The sequence below is a fragment of the Arenibacter arenosicollis genome (genome assembly GCF_014397245.1).
GTDB lineage: Bacteria > Bacteroidota > Bacteroidia > Flavobacteriales > Flavobacteriaceae > Arenibacter > Arenibacter arenosicollis.
On the sequence record NZ_JACLHY010000005.1, the window covers coordinates 104,259 to 123,646 of the forward strand.

General features: G+C 39.3%; 15 protein-coding genes. 9 read left to right on the top strand and 6 right to left on the bottom strand.

Annotated features, from left to right (window positions below):
* The first annotated feature begins 39 nt into the window (after positions 1-39).
* Positions 40-897, top strand: coding sequence for a sugar phosphate isomerase/epimerase family protein (locus tag H4O18_RS07310; RefSeq protein ID WP_187582933.1), 858 nt, complete (start codon positions 40-42; stop codon positions 895-897).
* Positions 898-932: 35 nt separating this feature from the next.
* The gene (locus H4O18_RS07315) at positions 933-1,940 is read left to right on the top strand and encodes a phosphotriesterase family protein (RefSeq protein ID WP_187582935.1); all 1,008 of its coding nucleotides are present in this window, start codon (positions 933-935) and stop codon (positions 1,938-1,940) included.
* Between the two features lie 3 nt (positions 1,941-1,943).
* On the opposite strand, the gene H4O18_RS07320 is transcribed toward H4O18_RS07315, so the two are convergent.
* Positions 1,944-2,687 (bottom strand): SOS response-associated peptidase, encoded by a 744-nt coding sequence (locus H4O18_RS07320; protein ID WP_187582937.1) that lies wholly within the window; start codon positions 2,685-2,687, stop codon positions 1,944-1,946.
* Positions 2,688-2,794: 107 nt separating this feature from the next.
* Here H4O18_RS07320 and H4O18_RS07325 point away from each other — a divergent pair, with 107 nt between their 5' ends.
* The 3 genes from H4O18_RS07325 to H4O18_RS07335 all read left to right on the top strand — a co-directional run bounded on the left by H4O18_RS07325 (position 2,795) and on the right by H4O18_RS07335 (position 7,613).
* Positions 2,795-3,052: a hypothetical protein gene (locus H4O18_RS07325; RefSeq protein WP_187582939.1), complete on the top strand. Its 258-nt coding sequence runs from the start codon at positions 2,795-2,797 to the stop codon at positions 3,050-3,052.
* Between the two features lie 930 nt (positions 3,053-3,982).
* Positions 3,983-5,443, top strand: a complete 1,461-nt coding sequence (locus tag H4O18_RS07330; RefSeq protein ID WP_187582941.1) for a hypothetical protein — start codon at positions 3,983-3,985, stop codon at positions 5,441-5,443.
* Positions 5,444-6,374: 931 nt separating this feature from the next.
* On the top strand, positions 6,375-7,613 hold the full coding sequence (locus H4O18_RS07335) for a PAS domain-containing sensor histidine kinase (protein ID WP_187582943.1): 1,239 nt from the start codon (positions 6,375-6,377) through the stop codon (positions 7,611-7,613).
* Between the two features lie 232 nt (positions 7,614-7,845).
* Here H4O18_RS07335 and H4O18_RS07340 read toward each other — a convergent pair whose 3' ends face one another.
* From H4O18_RS07340 to H4O18_RS07355, 5 genes are all read right to left on the bottom strand, one after another.
* Complete coding sequence (locus H4O18_RS07340; RefSeq protein WP_187582946.1) at positions 7,846-8,568, bottom strand: head GIN domain-containing protein; 723 nt, start codon at positions 8,566-8,568, stop codon at positions 7,846-7,848.
* 177 nt (positions 8,569-8,745) lie between these two features.
* Positions 8,746-8,871 carry a hypothetical protein gene (locus H4O18_RS22360; protein WP_281387298.1) on the bottom strand — a complete coding sequence of 42 codons (126 nt, stop codon included), beginning with the start codon at positions 8,869-8,871 and terminating at the stop codon, positions 8,746-8,748.
* Positions 8,872-9,067: 196 nt separating this feature from the next.
* Positions 9,068-11,161, bottom strand: a complete 2,094-nt coding sequence (locus H4O18_RS07345; protein WP_187582948.1) for a hypothetical protein — start codon at positions 11,159-11,161, stop codon at positions 9,068-9,070.
* 123 nt (positions 11,162-11,284) lie between these two features.
* Positions 11,285-11,917: a response regulator gene (locus tag H4O18_RS07350; RefSeq protein WP_187582950.1), complete on the bottom strand. Its 633-nt coding sequence runs from the start codon at positions 11,915-11,917 to the stop codon at positions 11,285-11,287.
* A gap of 71 nt (positions 11,918-11,988) precedes the next feature.
* The gene (locus H4O18_RS07355; protein ID WP_187582952.1) at positions 11,989-15,045 is read right to left on the bottom strand and encodes a ligand-binding sensor domain-containing protein; all 3,057 of its coding nucleotides are present in this window, start codon (positions 15,043-15,045) and stop codon (positions 11,989-11,991) included.
* A 572-nt stretch (positions 15,046-15,617) separates the two neighbouring features.
* Here H4O18_RS07355 and H4O18_RS07360 point away from each other — a divergent pair.
* From H4O18_RS07360 to H4O18_RS07375, 4 genes are all read left to right on the top strand, one after another.
* Entirely contained in the window at positions 15,618-17,057 is a 1,440-nt protein-coding gene (locus H4O18_RS07360) for a S41 family peptidase (RefSeq protein ID WP_187582954.1), read from the top strand.
* Positions 17,058-17,100: 43 nt separating this feature from the next.
* The gene (locus H4O18_RS07365; protein WP_187582956.1) at positions 17,101-17,628 is read left to right on the top strand and encodes a GNAT family N-acetyltransferase; all 528 of its coding nucleotides are present in this window, start codon (positions 17,101-17,103) and stop codon (positions 17,626-17,628) included.
* A 78-nt stretch (positions 17,629-17,706) separates the two neighbouring features.
* Complete coding sequence (locus tag H4O18_RS07370) at positions 17,707-18,246, top strand: dihydrofolate reductase family protein (protein WP_187582958.1); 540 nt, start codon at positions 17,707-17,709, stop codon at positions 18,244-18,246.
* 110 nt (positions 18,247-18,356) lie between these two features.
* Positions 18,357-19,235: a hypothetical protein gene (locus H4O18_RS07375; protein WP_187582960.1), complete on the top strand. Its 879-nt coding sequence runs from the start codon at positions 18,357-18,359 to the stop codon at positions 19,233-19,235.
* The last annotated feature ends 153 nt before the right edge of the window (positions 19,236-19,388 follow it).

A 19,388-nucleotide genomic window follows, 5' to 3' on the forward strand; every position in this document is an offset into this window, starting at 1 on the left:
GGACAGTTCTAATAACCACACCCTTTAAAACCACATCCAATGCAATACTCAAGAAATTCATTTTTAAAAACACTTGGTCTTGGTGGCCTATTGGCTACCAGTTCAGTTTTAACCGCTAGTCCATTCAAGGATCTTTTAGGGGCAAGTCATACAGGCACGGAAGCAAGAAGTCTTACGCTGGGATTGGCATCCTATTCCACGCGAAAATTTAGTTTGGACGAAACATTGGCAATGGCCAACCGATTAAATCTTAAGCAGATTGCGCTCAAAAGCATGCATATGCCATTGGAGAGCAGTGAGGAAGAGATCCAAAGCATAACTGCAAAATTTAATAAGGCAGGAATAAACCTTTATGGAGCTGGAGTAATCTATATGAAAACGGCCCAAGAAGTTGAAAACGCTTTTCGCTACGCCAAAGCGGCCAAAATGAAGATGATCATAGGAGTACCTAATCACGACTTATTGCATTTGGTGGAAATGAAAATAAAAGAGACCAATATAAAGTTGGCCATACATAATCATGGACCAGGAGATGAGGTGTACCCAACACCTGAAGTGGTTTACAATAAAATTAAAATGCTCGACTCCCGAATTGGACTTTGTATAGATGTGGGTCACGTACAAAGATTGGGGTTAGATCCCGTAAAGAACATCAAAAAATATGCGGATCGTTTGTATGATGTCCATCTCAAAGATGTGGACAAATCCGAGGCCGATGGCAAGTCGGTCGAGTTTGGAAGAGGGGTCTTGGATATCCCTGCGGTTCTCAAAGCCTTGAAAGGGATTAATTATTCTGGGGTAATGGCCATGGAATTTGAAAAGGATACCGATGATGTTTTTGCTGGCCTTGCCGAATGCGTGGGTTATGTAAACGGAGCATTGGACGCCATGAAATAAGTGGACTGAAATGTAATACAAATATTTTATTAAAGATGAGCGCACCTCCAAAAAGCCTTATTCTATTTTTAATTGCTGTAATGGCCTTTGGAGGTTCATTTTTCGCGCAACAACCCTATATACAGGATGTGCAAGGTAGTCACGCAGTAGACTTCACCCAAATCTGGTTGTCACACGAGCATATTTTGGTCGATTTTATTGGAGCCGATAGTATTCAGCCCGATTCCTGGAACCATGATGCCATAATTGCGGAAGTATCTCCTTATTTGGATGAACTGACAGCCTTTAAAGTGAATTATTTTGTGGATGCCACTCCTGCCTACTTAGGAAGGGATGTTCTGCTCTTAGAAAAACTAGCATTGAAGACAGGCCTGAGGATCATCACCAATACCGGACTGTATGGTGCGCGAAATAATAAATTCCTTCCCAAATATGTCCAGGAACTAAGCGCTGAAGATTTAGCGCAAAAATGGATCAATGAATTTAAGTTCGGCATAGATGGTACTTCTATAAAACCTGGCTTTATCAAGATTGGCATAGATACTGCCGACCCTTTGGATACCCTACACCAAAAATTGGTAAAAGCCGCTGCCCTTAGCAGTTTGGAAACGGGATTAACCATAGCCTCCCATACCGGAAAAGCAATTGGCCTATGGCCGCAACTGAAGATTCTTAAAGAAATGGGAGTTTCCCCAAACTCATTTATCTGGGTACATGCCCAGGCGGAAGATGATAACGATACATATCTAAAGGCGGCAGCTATGGGTTGTTGGATAAGTCTGGACGGTTTGGGATGGGATGTGGATAGGCACCTTAAGAAACTGCTATTTGCCAAAGAACATGGCATATTGGACCGCATTCTAATATCCCATGATGCGGGTTGGTACGATCCCCAAAAGCAACAACAGACAATTACCCCTTATACAAATATTTATACCAAACTCCTTCCGCAGCTCAGAACACAAGGCTTCACGGAAGAGGAAATTAATCTATTGCTGTCTGTGAATCCGGCTAAGGCTTTTTCTATAGAAATGGAGGACTAAATCTCAATATTCAATCTCCAATTCCTCGTATTGTACTTCCTCAATAATATCTTCCCTGTTGGAATCTACTTTTGGATTGTAAAGATCCTTACTTATAGGGTGTGCCTTTATGGCCACATCCTCCATATCATCTTCCATTACATTACGGATTTCTTCTTCGTTGAGGTCGTTGTTCAACCATACGTCCACATCCTCGTCCCTTAAAATTATGGGTCTCCTATTTTTGGTATTGTGGATTTTCTTGAAGAGGGGAGTGGCGGCCTTGGTCAAGATGGTAAAGGTATTATAACCGTCCTTGGTTGTAGTGTAGAGTCCGGCCAGGCTCATAAGGGCCTCATTTTTTCGTTCAAAATAAAAAGGAATCTTAAACTTTTTGGGTGCCGTATGGGGTTCATAAAATCCGTTTACGGGAATTACGCAACGCTTGGTCATGGCACTGAAGCGATAAATAAAATGATCAAAAAGTTTTTCCGATTGGGCATTGAGTCCCGCCCCAAATCTGGCCGCGTCCTTGTAGTAGTTTTTAAAATCGGCACCCATACTGTTTTGTGGCATTATACCCCACATAGAGGGGGTAATATGGCCACTACTTTCTTGGGGAATGATCCATAACAAGGGGTGTGCCCAGCCGTTGGCATGGTGATAAGTGAGTTCTCCTTCTATAGGGGTCTTGCCCATTAATTTGGAAACATTGTAAAATTTCTCCACGTCCTTTACGGAGGTGGTTACCCTGGTACCGAAACACATAAAAATAGTTTTACCCTAATTTAAGAATTTAACTTTTCTGGATTGACTTCAAAATCAAAAAATCGTAAATTTGGAAAATATCCATAAAATAGGATTATTTCCAAATAATGAAAAATATTGTGTACAGAAATCATGATCGATATGCCATTAAACGCCTCCTTATGGAAATAGGTGCGCACCAATTGAACAAGGAATGCGAGTTGATGCGACTCCCCTTTCCAAAGCGCTTGGGCCTATTTTATATAGAAAGTTCGGATGATTGTGTATACCTGGTATATAAATATTACGATGGGGAAAGAAAGGTCATGAAATTGGACCGCTACGAACTCCCTGAAGCAGGATGGGAACGGGTTAATTTGGAGTGAAGCTAATTTAGCGTTGGATGGATGGTATTGAGAATTGAGTAGTGCATAGTTTTCAGTAATCAGTGGTCGATGTTTTTCAGGCAAAAGCCATTAGCCACTAGGCAATATTAATATGTTAGTTTAATATTATTAACAGTCGTCAGGTAGGCGCAGCGCGGCAATCAGCTTGTTACAGTTTGCAATGATCAATAAGCAATGTTCAGTCTAATTTTCAAGTTTGCGGAACCAGTCATTTCGAATGAACATGAGAAATCGCACAAGCAGCTCCAGCCTATTTTGTGCGACTTCTCTCGTCCCGAAAAGGGACTCTGTCGAAGTGACCTACATTGTCCGTTTGAATGCATTCGGATATCTATCGGGAGAGAACTTCCTAGGTGTAAATCCGCTAACGGCTCCCCTCTTGGAAAGAAAGGGGAGTTTGAAATTCCGAACCCTAAACCAATCCTCTATATATTGTCCCAATCCCAAGGCCCGCAATTTCAATCCCTTCCGTCTTCGCTTATGGCGAAGCCACCTTGTCCTCCCGCGGAAAACGCGGGACAGGCTTAACCAAGGGAAGGAGCCCTTGCTGTCGTCGTTGCGAGCGAAGCGCGGCAATCTGTTTGTTGTCAGAACGCAACAAATTCCCCTTTTAAGAGAACATGTACCGTTTTTTTAGTGGAAATTCCTGCCCCGTATTTTGGCGGGGTTCGGGAGTGTTCAGTAGTCAATATTCTTCTAAGGTATGACTATAAGTAGTTTTGATCCTTCTAGAAAACATGAACAGACTTCAATTTTGTTCTGCGTTGTCCACTAAAACAACGTATGTTTACGTTTATATAAAACCACCACCATCTTTAAACCAAATATGACCCCAATATTCTCGGGATATAAAGGAATTAAGTCCATCTTCCAACCTATCCTATATAGGGTAACCCATCAACCCTGTCAATGAAAAAACCACTTCTTTATTCATTACTCTTTTTGATTATTGCTTGTAATTCGGACAATGTTGTCCCAGCGACAAATGCAGAAGTAATTCCAACAGAGGAAGAGACTTTGCCAGAAGAAGAGGTGGAGGAAGTGCCTGTGGAAGAGGTTTTATTGCCAGAAGAGGTTTTCCCGGCTGGAAGTTTGAACAGTTTTTTTTCCAACTGTTTAATCTCCGATAGATCTAGCAATATTGCGAGAAAGTACCCCATACAAATAACGGAATATGACCAGGGCAATAACAGGGTCAAAACCAATTATTCAAACTTGGAAAATTTATTGATGCAGGGCAGTAATAATCAAAGTTGGTTTGTAACCCAAAATGCTGAAGCTTCAACGGTAGTTGAAATAGTAAATGTAGATACAACGGAGGGTTGGATCGGACTAGGGAATACCTATCTCGGAAGTTTAAATACCAGAATCGGTGCGACCTTGGAATTTTTTAATCCTTTTATCAATTACGAAATTATAAATGATAGGCCATTATTTAGCCCTTATCCTACCGTTGCATCCGAGGAAAACCTCCATTATATACAACCAGGTGGTCTCATTGAAAAATCCGATGGCACCTATATTCTATTGACTCCTGTGGTATTCGGTCCACATACCAAAAGAAGTATTTATTATGCCAGCAGTTCCAATTTGGAAGATTGGACCTTCCATGATGACTTGGTATTGGAAACCATGACCATCCCCTTTGCCAAAGCAAATGGTAACATGTTTTCTACGGGAAATCCGTTAAGATTGGAAGATGGTAGTTTGCTGGTGTTGTTGGGGGTACAGCAGCCAAACAATAATTATACTTCTGCCTATATGATCATTGATGAAGAGCTGAATATTTTGCAACAGCCAACCGAAATTATGATCCCGGAATGGAACGGTTTGGATCAAAACAGCTTTCCTTTGTCCATCACAAAATTTAATAATGAGTATAGGATATTATTTCACCGAAGAAATCCAAGTTTTATTGATAGGGAAATCCATGAAATTGTAGCTTCAAATTTGTTCGATGCCCTGAATTTGAATCAAAGCATTATCTCTTCCAATATTATCCACAAAGGAAATACCAGCAGTGGTTATTTACGCGGGAAAGCAGATGATGCGGCATATATGGAATTTAATTCGGAACTCTATATACTCCTCGGTGGTGAAGAGTTAGGGTCTACCTATTTAACTTCGAGGAACAGGGAATACGGACTGGTGAAATGGAACGGAGGTAATTGGGACCATGATAGTAGAAGTCCATTATTGGTGAACCCAGTGCAATTGTACAAAAAGTACCCTGAATATGATTGGGCTTGGGATCACCTAGGGGCCTTTGTCTCCCCAATCATCAAGAATAATACCCTATACATTTTTATGGCTTTTGGGACGGACAATCCAGATTACTTTATTTCAGGTATAAAGGTGTCTTTAAATTAACGAACTAGTTGGCTTCTATTTGCTTCTTATTGGATAAAAATCATCAATATGTCTAACGTACTCACGGAGATTGAGCCTGCCTATCGGCAGACAGGCGGATTATAAATCGAAGAGGGAGGGTAGGAGTGATTAAAGAGTAATGGGAATTGAGTAGTGAGAGAAGTAAGAATCTAGAGCCTAGACTAAAGACTTATATTGAAAGTTTAAAAGTTGAAGTTGCCGAAACAGTCATTTCGAACGAACGATAGTGAGGAGAAACCGTAGCTTTAGCGAAGGTTCACGAATACCCCTAGGATAAATACGGCATGAGCTAAATCGCACAAGTAGCTCAACCGAAAAGTCTGGAATACCCCTAAAATAAATACAGCATGAGCAAAATCACACAAGTAACTCCAGCCTATTATGTGTGACTTCTCGTCGTCCCGAAAAGGGACTCTGTCGAAGGGACCAACAATGTACGTTCGAGGGTAAGGCAATGATTATTGGGAGAGAGCTCCTTGAGTGTAAATCAGCGAACGGCTCCCCTCTTTGTTCCAAGAGGGGAATGAATTTTGCTCCAGTTGGCGCGAAAGAAAGGGGAGCCTTCCTGACGGCAGGTAGACCTACAGTCAGGAAGGCGCAGCAAAGCCATCTGTTTATTCTTGTTCTGAGAATGCTTCGTGGCTATAGCCACTCAAATTCACGAATCCCTTTTAAAGTCCATCCTTGGGTCAAAGGGACTTTTACGAATTAATTACCTTGTCCCTGTAATTTGCCTGCCCATTGTTGAACCTCTTATTGAATTAAGGAATGCCATCTGGAAATAACCCTATCCCAAACTTTGGGTTGAACTTATTTTTACTGTTAAAGTGGAATTCTATGATAATTTGGTATCATTATAATTGATGAAAATTGTAGCTTTACAGTCTTAGCCTAAAAAAGTAATAATTTGATGTGGTTTCCTTTACACAGCCGATTTAAGCGCCATAAGAAAAATAAGGACAAGTCCTATCGCGAATTGGAAGATCAGGTTACTGAACTCCAAAAACAGAATGAAATCCTTCAATCGCTATTATCCTTTCACAATGAAGAGGAAAAGGAATACGGAAGTGAGAAATATGCCAACACCCTTCTCAATAATATGGGCGATGCTGTATTTGTCAAGGATGATGAAAGTAGGTTCCTTCTTGTTAATAATGCCTTATGTGATCTTATGGACCTTCCAAGAGCAAAAATAATAGGTAAGACCCTTGCCGAAAATATTCCTCTTGATGAGATGAAATGTTTTTTAGAAATAGACAAGCAAGTTCTTTTAGACGGAATCGACAATGTTAATGAGGAATATCTTACACTTGAAAAAAACCAAAAGAAAATTCTTTCTACCAGGAAGTCAAGGTATATTGATGCCAACGGAAAGAAGTTCTTAGTTGGGGTAATTAGGGATATTACCGAAAGTAAACTGGCAGAACAGGCTTTAAGAGCGAGTGAAGTTCAATTGAGGGAACTTAATGCCACCAAGGATAAATTATTTGCAATTATTGCCCATGACTTAAGAAGTCCGTTCAATAATATTTTAGCATTATGCGAAATATTGAATATGGCCATAAAAAGATCGGAAGTTGAAAATTCTGAAAAGTATCTAGGCCTGATAAATTCTACAGCCAAAAACACCCTTGTTTTGCTTGAAAATTTATTGGATTGGGCAAAATCACAATCCGGACAAATCAGCTTTAAATCTGAGAAAATTAGTATTGCTAAGGTTGTCCAAGAAATATTAGATCTTTCAAGATTCATTGCGAAAACTAAAGGTATAACTATAAATGTAATCGAATCGGTTGATATTGAAGTGATTTCAGATATTAAGATACTAAAGACCATCATGAGGAATCTTATATCAAATGCTATTAAATATAGCAAACCTGGTGGTACTATTAGTATTTCTGCCATTGAAGAAGACAACCAGGTTAAAGTGACTATTTCTGACACTGGTGTTGGAATGGATGATGAAACGCTTAAAAATTTATTCCTTATAACTGCTAATACACCATTGCCAGGAACCTTAAATGAAAAAGGCTCGGGATTTGGATTGGTGCTCTGTAAGGAATTTATTGAAAAACTGGGCGGTAAAATTTGGGTGGAAAGCGAAGAAGGTAAAGGAAGCAATTTTATTTTTACCCTACCGCTGAATTAATTCACTAAAATAACAAAGCCCATGTAGATTGCATCTAATTGCAAAATACACGGGCGCTATATTGCTAAAGTTCCCATTGGTGTACTATAACCACCTATTCCCAAGTACCTATAACTTATGATTTGGGTTTCAACAAATATATCTGCAGTATACCTTCATCGCTGGGTATTGGACTTTTGACTTTTGTTTTTCCATTCAGATTGTTGTGATATCAAAAATCAATTCCTACCCATTATCCTTTTTTTACAATTTTAGAGTTTGAGGACAATTTTTGATGTACAATGGTGGCATTACCCTTATAGGATAGCACACTATTTCCACTGGCATCGACTGAAATGGAATTGTTTACTGTAAGATAGGCATTGCTGTTACCGGAGAAGTCAATTTTTAGCGTTTCAACACTTAGGTCGTAATCTGATATTTCAGAGTTTCCTCTTAGATTCACATCCATAGTTTTTACACTTCCTGAAAAATCGATCATACAGTTTCCTGAAGCATCCACGTCAAGGTTTTCAACCTCCAAAGGGCCGGAAATGAAGCTATTTCCTGTAAGATTTATTTTTAGATTATCTGTTTCCAAAGGATCTTCCAATACCAATTTAGCGTTGCCCACAATGGTAAAATTATTGATTTTCTTGGTGGTAATAAACACGTTCAAGGTTTCCTTTCCTTTTATTCTACGAACATTGTCCAATTTCACGGTTAACTTGTTACTTTCCTTGCCAACTAAGATATACTCATGAAGGTTTTCGTTCGCCTGAACTCTCAATTTTTCCTCTGTATCCGAAAAGTTTATGTAAACCTTGAAATTATCGTTTACTTCCAAGGAAGTGTAGCCAGAGAATTCAAAGTCCTTTGTGGTAATTTCCGAGGAGGCCGTAATAGTCTCCTTTTCACAGGATAATAATAGAATTGAAAAAACAATTACAAAACTTATTTTTGATGTAGTACTCATTTCTTGTTTTTTTAGATTGATTATTTCTTTGCTGAGACCAGTAAATAGATTAGAAAAACAGTATATATAACATATATACATTTTCTGTAAAATTCAATACCTAGATTTTTCATAGTACATTTATTTAGAGATTTTTTTAAGTTAAAATGGTGTTTAAGACACCACCATTTTTCCGTTTTAATAAGCGGCCGTGAAACGTCTTAAGGCCGACCATTGACTTCTTTTGCCATATTTCATTTGTGAAAAGAAGACATGTTTATTGGATTCTGTGGGTATTCTTCGATAATTATCAAATGCTTTCATGACTTTATTTTTTTTGATTAATAATTGAAGCAAAGATCGTTTGGAATATAACTGCCCACAATCGCATATGTATGTGGAAGATTGATGGTTCCCCATCTTCCTTATGCCGCCAGTCACATTTTAAATAACATTCTTTTTAAACCACTCATTTCTAATGATTGAAAAGAATGGGTACCTTATAACTACTATATTTTTACTAGGGTAGGGATACATTTCCAAGGCTTAGGTCCTCAAAAATATTTACCATGTCATAATCCGAGTTCAATGACGTTCTGTTGTCTTCCAAGACAATGCCGTAACCATGACCATGCGCGATTTTCGAATTCTTAATGGTCAAATTGGCTAAGTAATCCCCGTCAAGACCAATACTCGCAATTTTGGCTACCCCTGGCATTTCAGTTTTTCCGGCGTAGAGCACCTCCGTTTGGTCTAGCATGTTTTTAACGTTGTCCGATTGAATACGGATTCCGTTCCAGAAACCTTTGCTGGCATTGGCCCCGGTAAAAACAATCTTGTTGGCATCCGTGCCTTTGGCAATTAAATATCCGTTTGGGAAAACCCCTAACATTTTATCTTCCGCAAACTTAAATACAGCTCCGGGAAGTATTTTTAAGCCGGATTGAATTCCTAAATTGCCACTCACCAAATAGCTGGCGCCAAAATGCAGGGCGGGCCAAACAGTCTCGCTTCCATCTGGACTGAACAGAGTAGATCCAATAATTTCAACTCCATTATGGCCATTGCCCATAAATTCCATTCCTGCGGCATCATTTAATTTTTTTACTTGATTTGCGGACACTGACATGGCAGGACCTTGGTTTTCATGAAATTTTACAAATGCCAACGATACAAGTTCGGCTCCGTTTTCAACGTACAGTCCGTTACCGCCACTGTGGGCAATTTTGGTACTACCCAGCTTCAATTTGGACTCATTGGCTCCTTCCAGTCCAATGGCAGTCTTGTTGTGTAGGCCACTCATGATTTCACTTCCGGCATCGTGGATTTCTACATAGTTCATTTCATTTTTCATATCGGCCGACATAAAGGAGATACCTTTCCAATACCCTCCGTCCAAGGATTCGATTCCACGAAATTTAATGGGGTCTTGAGGACTGCCAAGGGCAATTAAATAGCCTCTCTTGGTAATATTGATTTCAGAGTCCTTGTCCATGTACAATTCAAGGCCTCCCAAAATCCTTAGCCCGGAAACCACCTCTATTTTTCCCTTCACAATGTATTTTGCATCTAAAGAAAGACCCGAGCCGTTGTAAAAATCGCTCCATACGGTTTCTTCAGTACCATCGATTCGGTCACCGATGATTTCTATATCGTCTTCTTCATTATTTTGAAATTCGGACAAGCTGGATACAACCCCAAACTGTGAGGCAGGTATCCTCATAATTTTTTTGTTGTTCCTATAAACATTAAAAGATTCGGTATTCCACTTAGCTCCAACTTCAACGGCCATGGCATAGGCAGCACTATACTGAATAATCGAGGAGACTAGGTTAAGGTGGCCTGGACCCTCATTGGCGATACCCAAACTAGTAGCAACCTCCATACCTTGGGCAATGGCACCACCTCCGTATTCAATGGTAACCCGGTCTAACTTGTTTAATGGACTATTGGAGTTTATAATCAATCCCTTCCAATATCCAGGAACCTTGTTCTTACCCGTAAAAATGATAAACGAGCTGGCCGTTGCGGTTGTTATGATGGCCCCGGGATTATCTATAAACATAGCGGTATTTTCTTCAAAGGCAATAACAACGTTTGGATCTATGGTAAGTAGGGCCGTTACATGAATATCGCCTGTTACCAGATAATCAAATTTGTTAGGGTCGTCAAATACATTGGCCAAATGAATGCGTTCCGTAATATTCTCTGAAATAATTATAGTTTCCTGCAAAGGAGGGTTTTCTCCGTCTTTTGCTATAATTGCAAGTTCATCCGTATCATAGAATTCGGTATTGAAAATTTTTAGTTCCACCGAATAATTCCCTGGTTTGTCTGGAGTAAATTTAGGTTTGGCCGTTGTTTCTTCCGTCAATTCGGTTAAACTGCCGTTAGGCTTGGTCTTTATTTTCCATAGATACTGGAATGGTTTACCAGCTTTATCCTTGGATTTGGAACCATCCAAGACCACGGTCTCACCGGTAAGGATTTCTCCTTGATAGTCGTCGACTACCTTTGCCTCCAAGGTGTTTGCTGGAATTTCACTGCTGTCGTCCTCAGAACAGCCGATTATCATTAAGAAGAAGATGGAAAGTAGAATTAGTTTTGTTTTCATTATCCTGATATTGAGTTATTGTTTCAATTTTTTCAGGACAAAGGAAGTCAGGAACTTTAGTACCTACAATCGCATAAGTATGTGAATTTGAGGGCTAATTTGTGGGTTTGAATCAAGAATATGTTATAATAGCCTATCCTTAAAAGCCTTGGCCACTGCTTCACTTTTGCTGTTTACATGAAGTTTTTCATAGATTTTTTTAATGTGGGACCGTACGGTATCTATGGCGATGAAGAGCTCCGAAGAAATCATTTTATAGCTGTATCCATCTACCAAAAGTTGTAGTACCTGGGTCTCCCTTTCACTAAGGCAATAGTCCTGGTTCTTGGTTTGAGGAATTACCTGGAACATCTTTAGAACTTGTGTGGCAATGGAGGAGGTCATGGGAGCACCTCCCAAGGTGGCATCTTGTATATATTCCAACAGTTTGGCCGGTGGGGTCTTCTTCAACAAATAACCATTGGCCCCGTTTCTCAGGGCCTCAAAAACATTTTTATTGTCGTCAAAGACGGTTAGCATCAATACTTTAACTTCTGCATCTACTTCCCTTATTTTCTTAAGGCCTTCCAGTCCATCTGTCCCTGGCATATTGATATCCATCAAGACTACATCGGGTGACCATTTTTCTACTTCTTCGGCAACATTGTTGCAATTTTTGTACGATGCCAAAACGGAAAATCCATCACTACCATTGATCAACATGGTAAGTCCCTCACGAAATTGGGGATTATCCTCATATATTACTACACTTATCATAACTGTCGCTTTTTGTAAAGTTAGGCCCGAATTCCATAAGATAAAATCACATAAATATGTTAAAATGACCTTTACCGTACAGGAATTCCCAAACAGATTTCTGTTCCAAGATCTGTCTTACTGTCTATTTTCAATTTTCCTTTAAGATTTGATGCCCTTTTAACCATATTGTCCAGACCATTGCCACTATCTACCTTTTCTACTTCGAAGCCTATTCCGTTGTCCATGATTTGCAATTTTAACCACCTATCCTTGTAGGTAAAGAGCACCTTTGCCCGTTTGGCTTGGGAATATTTAGCTATGTTGTTGATGGCCTCCTTGAATGTAAGAAAGAGGTCGCGCCGGGCTTCCATATCCAGTTTTAAATCATTTATTTTATCATCTACCTCAAAGTTGAACTCAATGTTCCGGGCCTCCAAAATTCCAGTCGCATATTCCCTCATCCTTGCAATTACCCTGTGCATGTTGTCGTTGTCCGGTTTAATGCTCCAAACAATATCATCCATGGCCTCCATCATTCTTTGGCTGTTATCGGTAATCTTGGAAAGGTAGTTGCTGCTGGTTACGGTGTCATTGTTCATTTTGCTCTTGGCCATAGAACTGAGGATGTTTATAGTGCTCAGGGTAGAACCCATGTCATCATGTAGGTCCCTAGCCACCTTGTTCCTTAAATTTTCAACTGCCAATATTCGGTTTACCTTAAGGCGATAAATAAAATAGGTGATACCCAATACCGTTAATAGGATTAAGGAAATAAACCACCAAGTACGATAGAAGGGCGGAAGTATTCGGAAATCGATATTGGTAATTTCATCGGGTTCCAGGCCCTGTAGGTTCATACATTTTACTTGGAAGGTATATTTTCCTGAGGGCATTGTGGTGTAGGTTGCGGCCAAATCCTTTTCGGCCTTTACCCAATCTTTGTTAATTCCCGGAATACGATAGAAGTATTGTATTTTTTTTTGCTGCGAAAAGCTCAGTGCGGAAAAATAGAAAGTAAACGAATTTTGATAATGATTAAAAATAATTTCTTTTTGGGTCATTATCGAATCCACGGACAAGTATGTATTGAATAGCTTAAAATCGGTGATGCTTACTTTGGGAGGCTTTTGTTTAAAATTCAGTTTTTCGGGCGAAAACCCAAACACTACATCCTCACCACCAAACCATATCTCCCCATTTTGCATCATCCATTTGGCACTGTTGGTCTTTTCCGCATAGATTACCCCATGGAGGTTGTTATAGGAACTAATGATGTTCTTGTCATAGTTATAACTGCTTAGGCCATTGCTGGTAATCATCCAGGCGATACCTTCGCGGTCCATCATCAGCTGCAACACCTTTGATCCAAATAAGCCTTCATAGGAAGTAATTTTTCTAACCTTGGAAGTATTAATGTTGAGGATGTTCAATGCCTCGGTCCCCAATAAAAAAATACTGTCATTATATTGCTGGATGTCGAAAATAGTATTGTCCACAATCCCATAACTGTCGCTGAACTCCTTGTTAAAATGAAACAAGATTTCATTGGTGTTTACATCAATAACATATACACCTTGCTTGTGCGTTCCCACCCATAACCTACCTTGATCATCTACATAGAGTCGGTAAATAATGGTATTGAAATGATGCACTTCCTCAAAGTTTTCATCGGCAATGGGATCCGTCTTGTTCCATTTTACCAAACGCCCGCTTTGGGTGCCAAACCAAAGGTTTCCATTGCGGTCTTCTTTTAACTGACGAATGGTAGAATTACTAAAAACAGGTGGATGCAACCAATGAAGTCCCTTTTTCTTTTGAGGGTCAAATACGGCCAATCCGCCTCCTTGACAGCCAGACCAAACATAGCCGGATTCACTATGCTGTTGAAGATCCCAGATGGAAGAGTATTTAGCAATGGATTCCGTCCCCAGACCAACATAGGGATTGGCGTCCAATTTTATGAATTTATCATTATAAAATAGAATACCTTTGCCCCAAGTTCCAATCCAGTTTTCCTTGTCCTGGGTTTCCAGTATTGCATTTACAGGTGAGTCCAGCCCTAGGCCATCAATGACTACCAGACTGTAAACATCCTTCTGGTTGGGATTCATAACATAAAGTCCATTCTCTGTACTCAACCAGATATTGCCTTCCCTGTCCTCAAAGATATGTCTTGTCTGATTACATTTAATGTCGAACTCCAAAGGGTTTGACTTAAGATGTTGGTAAAAACCTTGAAGGTCATTGTCATAGCTCAACAATGAATTTTCGCCTCCTATCCATATCTGTCCTGAACTGGTCTCCAGAATTTGCCTTAGAACCGTATATTTTTTTGTAGGCCATTTGCTTCCCAATGTATCAGGTAGAATTTTGTTGGTATTTGGGTCGAAATGAAGAAGAACAGGGTGTTCCCTGTGTGGACTGTAGTCCCAATACGTAACCCACCAAGTACCATTTTTGTCTTTAATGAAATCCCCGGAGTTTGTAATTGCCTTGTCGTTCAACAGGGGTATGCCCTCCGGATTATTGTGCCTGTAAAATACTTCGCCGCTGGTACTACGGTATACGGCAAGACCCTGTTCACTACAGATCCAATATTCCCCAGTTTCCTTGTCCTCAAAAAGGGATCCAACACCCCATCCTCTGGGAATTTTTATAGGTAAATTGGATTCAACAAAAGACTTGGAATTATCATCGTACCATAAAAGACCATATTTGGAAGCGCATAAGAATACCTGATTCTTACTGTCGACATAGAGTGTGAATTCCGATCTAGGGGGGATGCTGCCAAAACTTCGTATTGGAACAGAGGTATAGTGAAAATCTACAGTATTGAATTTCCCGATCTGGCCTCCTTGTAAGAGCCATAAATCGCCATTGCCAGCATCTAAAATTTGATCTACACCGATGCTTGGTGGTAGCTGGTAATTTTCGGGACCAACATAGGATAAAAATTTTCTGCCATCAAAACGCTGTATGCCCACCTCGGTGCCTATCCAGAGAAAACCTTTTGGGTCTTGCCAAACACATTTCACCTTGTTGGTGGCTAAACCATCGGCGGTAGAAAATCTATTGAAAACATAAGAGTTCTGTCCAAAAATATAGGTTTGGAAACATAACAAGCAAAAAAGAATTCTTATGCTCATGCAACCACATGGTTTATATTAAAATTACGCAAAGATTTGACATCCAATCTATAAAAAATCTTAAATGATTTTTTATCTTGGAAGTCCTGTCATGTGGTGATAGATTCAAGTTTTGTTTAGAATAATATTGTAATCCACAGGTCCATTAATAATTTTATTAGAAGAAGAAAAAGTGCTAACATGATGGTCTTTTTTTTTTTTGATTGATGAATAAACCCTTTTCATTTAAATGAGCTTAAGTGTAAGGAATTTTTTCAATTTCCATAAACAACCAAGCTATCGAATTGGACAAATGTAGACCAAGTTGGCAATTCAGGAAATAGCATAAATATGTGAAAATAGACTTCCTCAATTCTGGAAATAGATTATGAAAAAAAATTATTCAGCGATTTTTCTCCCGGTCTTTTATGCTCCCTAATTAAATATCACATTCATATGTGATTGTGCGGTATCACCTATCTCTAGACCTTTGTATACTGAAATTGTAGTTTCCTCTACACTTGGGATGTCCAACAGATGGGCTTATGTGAAGGGGATATTTTTGAGCGTAATCTATATGAATATTAAAATTTATGAAAACAAAAGTAATATTACAGTGCGGTTTTATAATGGCCCACCTCTTTTGTGGCCTTAAGGTATCAGGACAAAGTGTATTGACGCTTCCCCAGCTAAAGGAAGATTTTCAATTCTTCAGGACAGCTATGGAGGAAGCACACCCCGGAATCTATAGATATGAAACCAAATCTGTTTTGGAAGACAGCTTTGATGTGGTTTCCAAAGCGTTGGTTGGACCAATGACCCAGCAGGAGTTTTACAAGAAATTGAATCCTATAGTGGCAAGAATTGGATGTGGACACACCAAGCTAATGCCTTCAGAGGATAAAGGGTTTATGTATTATTACAATACTGAAAACCTATTTCCCTTAAAATTATTTTTGGAAGGACACAAGGCGTATGTACTCTCCAGCTATGATAGTTCCATTAAAATTAAACCAGGAACGGAAATTATAGGTATCAATGGTATGGCGATAAAGGATATTATTAACGGGTTGTTGAACAATCTGTTTTCTGATGGGCATAACCAGACCTTCAAGTATTATGAGCTGAATAGGTACTTCAGCGCATTATTTTCTAATTTTTATTTGGAGGAAGGAATGGGTAACGACAAAATTAGCATTACATATAAGGACCACGGGCGGAAGGGTAGAATGGATCTACCGGTGGTTTCTTACCAATGGATAAAGGAAATTGATGAAGAAGAAGGGAATAAAATACCTTATCAATTGGAATTCAAGGAAGGCAATACCGCTCTCATGACCATCCGTACCTTTTGGCCAGACCAGGAGAAATATAATTTTGAAGAATTTTTAAAGCAATCTTTTGCCTCTATCAACGATAAAAACATTCAGAATTTAATATTGGATTTAAGAGGTAATGAAGGAGGGAAGGATGGCTTTGGAGCCTTGTTATTGTCCTATTTAATGGATGCCGAATTTAGGTATTACGATAAACTTTTGCTGGCAACCAACGAAAAATTTTCATTTGTGGAGCATGCCCAATTACCAGAGGGTTATGACCAGTTAAGGGCATTGATAACCCAGACTGAGGATGGGGAGTTCCGATGGGAACACAATGAAAACCTCAATATTCAAACCCCACAAGAGAATCGGTTTACCGGTGAGGTATTTGTACTTATAGATGGGGCTTGTTTCTCGGTAACCTCCGAGTTCAGTGCTGTAGCACATTCCTTGGGTAGAGCCACATTTGTAGGGGATGAAACCGGAGGTGGGTATTATGGGAATAATAGTGGAGCCTTTGCAATAGTCACTCTGCCAAATTCCAAAATAGAGCTTGGTATTCCCTTGATGGCCTATTATACAGCGGTGCAGGATTATGAATTTACAGATCGTGGAATTATGCCCCATTACCAGGTGCAACCTACGATTACAGGTGTTTTATCGGGTAGGGATGAGGTTATGGAACGGACAATGAAAATCATAAAAAAAAGATAGATGAAGTTCCTGCCCTGGAAATAATGTAAAAATCTAATGAAGAATGGCAGTTCAAATGGCAATCGAAACAGAGAATCTATGGTTGGTTCCATGTAATGCAGAAATGCTTAAAATAGCCATTAAGGGCAATAAGCAACTTTCTAAATTACTTGGAGCGGCTCTTGTGGACCAGTGGACCACATTTGGAGTTGATGCTTTACGGTATGCTATGGACCAACTTTCAGCTAGCTCATTAGAATTTGGGTGGTGGACCTATTTTCCAATTCATAAACTGGATAATATGCTGATTGGCTGTGGGGGATACAAGGGAAGTCCAACTAAAGAAGGTACAGTAGAATTGGGTTATGAAATTGCTTCAAGATATTGTAATAGAGGGCTTGCTACTGAAATGGCAAGAGGATTAATTTTGAATGCATTTGCGGATAGTCGGATAAAATCCATTTTGGCGCATACCTTGGGAGAATCAAATGCCTCCACAAGAGTTTTAGCAAAATGCGGCTTCGTAAAAAAGGAAGAAATTTATGACATGGAAGATGGTCTCATTTGGAAATGGGAGTTAATCAGGCCTTAACTAGGAAGAGGGTCCATTGTTTTTGCTAAGAGCCAATTTTCCAATGAAAAATATCTCCTTTATTTTTAAATTTACCTTATGGAAAAAAGAAATCTGGTCTTTATAGCAACAAGTTTGGATGGATATATCGCCGATAGGAATGGTGGATTGGATTGGCTTACCTCTGTTCCTAATCCCGAGCTATCGGATATGGGTTATAAAAATTTTGTGGCACAGGTGGATGCTTTGGTAATGGGGCGTAATACCTTTGAAACCGTTTGTGGCTTCGATGGTGATTGGCCTTACAACCAACCTGTATTTGTATTGAGTAGCACTTTGAAAACTATCCCTGAGAAATATAGAGACAAAGCAGAATTGGTTAAAGGAAGCTTAAATGAAATCCTGAAGCAAATACATGATAAGGGATACCATAATCTTTATATCGATGGAGGTGTAACCATACAGAATTTTTTAAAGGAAGATCTAATTGATGAAATGACAATTACAACCATCCCCATAGTTTTGGGAGGAGGGACTGCGTTGTTCTTGCAACTTTCCAAGGAATTGGAATTTAGTCTAGTGGAATCTAAAGTGCTTTTAAATCAGATAGTCCAGAATCATTACCTCAGGAAGGTATAAAAACCTTACTACCTACATGTGGGGAAAAAGACTAAATGTTAGTTAAGGGGTTGTTATTTGTTTATATTTTGAGTGACTTTAACAAGCCAATTCTATAAAAATTACTTCATATGAGAAACTTTTTGTTAGTTCTACTGATTGGGTACGCTGCCATGGCTAAAGCTCAGACCTTGGGCGACTGTAAAGATCTATTGCTGGAATACGCGGATTTTATGGAGACTGATAGCACACAATGGCATTTAAATTTAAAGGATAATACTAACAGTACTGCACTGTTGTACTTTGGGGCCATTCATTCCAAAGATGCCTCCCATCCACAATTTCAGGAAATATTGGTTGCATGGAATTCGGGAGAATATGATATTGCTCTTTTTGAAGGACCCAATAGAGGTATACTTTCGACCATGGAAGAGACTATTGTTAAATTGGGGGAATCTGGCTATGTTCGGTATTTGGCCAACGAAAAAGACATTTTGGTAGCTTCCCTTGAGCCTAGCCCGATAGCTGAAATTGAATATCTGTCCAAAGTATTTCCAATTGATCGGATTAAACTTTTCTTTTTATTGAGGGAAGCTCAACGGGTACGGGAAGCATTTGGAATGGATAAAGAGCAAGTGGTAGGACATATTGATAAATTATTATTAAAAGCCAATGCCATTTCCCTATTGGAGGATACCATAACTACCGTTCCCGAGTTGGAGAAAGCATATATACATTATTGGGGGAATGACCGGGAATGGTGGCAAGCTCCCAAAGAATGGTTTACACCTTCGGGTAATTCTTCCGAAACAGGCGGAATTTTTACCAATGAAATAAATAAATATTCAAGTAGTTTCCGTGACCTTCATATGATTGAACTAATCACTGGATTATTAAAAGAGGGGAAGAAAATATTCGCCGTGGTCGGGAGAAATCATATCCCCATTCAAGCAGATGTTTTGGAATGTGAATGGGAAAAATTGAAAAGTACATCACAAGGGCGTAATTGAACTCCTAATTTAAAGTGAAATGAACCTCATTTGCAAGTGAGTTTGGCTGAGTTGTTACTAAAATCTTTACATTAATTCCAATCTTCAATTGGACGATTACAAACTACATCATTTTTATTTATATGGTTTACAACGCATTTCCTATCTTAGAAG

Excerpts from the sequence above, each read along its gene's own strand:
- H4O18_RS07310 (WP_187582933.1), top strand. The coding sequence starts at position 40 with ATGCAATACTCAAGAAATTCATTTTTAAAAACACTTGGTCTTGGTGGC.
- H4O18_RS07315 (WP_187582935.1), top strand. The coding sequence starts at position 933 with ATGAGCGCACCTCCAAAAAGCCTTATTCTATTTTTAATTGCTGTAATG.
- H4O18_RS07320 (WP_187582937.1), bottom strand. The coding sequence starts at position 2,687 with ATGTGTTTCGGTACCAGGGTAACCACCTCCGTAAAGGACGTGGAGAAA.
- H4O18_RS07325 (WP_187582939.1), top strand. The coding sequence starts at position 2,795 with ATGAAAAATATTGTGTACAGAAATCATGATCGATATGCCATTAAACGC.
- H4O18_RS07330 (WP_187582941.1), top strand. The coding sequence starts at position 3,983 with ATGAAAAAACCACTTCTTTATTCATTACTCTTTTTGATTATTGCTTGT.
- H4O18_RS07335 (WP_187582943.1), top strand. The coding sequence starts at position 6,375 with ATGTGGTTTCCTTTACACAGCCGATTTAAGCGCCATAAGAAAAATAAG.
- H4O18_RS07340 (WP_187582946.1), bottom strand. The coding sequence starts at position 8,568 with ATGAGTACTACATCAAAAATAAGTTTTGTAATTGTTTTTTCAATTCTA.
- H4O18_RS22360 (WP_281387298.1), bottom strand. The coding sequence starts at position 8,871 with ATGAAAGCATTTGATAATTATCGAAGAATACCCACAGAATCCAATAAA.
- H4O18_RS07345 (WP_187582948.1), bottom strand. The coding sequence starts at position 11,161 with ATGAAAACAAAACTAATTCTACTTTCCATCTTCTTCTTAATGATAATC.
- H4O18_RS07350 (WP_187582950.1), bottom strand. The coding sequence starts at position 11,917 with ATGATAAGTGTAGTAATATATGAGGATAATCCCCAATTTCGTGAGGGA.
- H4O18_RS07355 (WP_187582952.1), bottom strand. The coding sequence starts at position 15,045 with ATGAGCATAAGAATTCTTTTTTGCTTGTTATGTTTCCAAACCTATATT.
- H4O18_RS07360 (WP_187582954.1), top strand. The coding sequence starts at position 15,618 with ATGAAAACAAAAGTAATATTACAGTGCGGTTTTATAATGGCCCACCTC.
- H4O18_RS07365 (WP_187582956.1), top strand. The coding sequence starts at position 17,101 with ATGGCAGTTCAAATGGCAATCGAAACAGAGAATCTATGGTTGGTTCCA.
- H4O18_RS07370 (WP_187582958.1), top strand. The coding sequence starts at position 17,707 with ATGGAAAAAAGAAATCTGGTCTTTATAGCAACAAGTTTGGATGGATAT.
- H4O18_RS07375 (WP_187582960.1), top strand. The coding sequence starts at position 18,357 with ATGAGAAACTTTTTGTTAGTTCTACTGATTGGGTACGCTGCCATGGCT.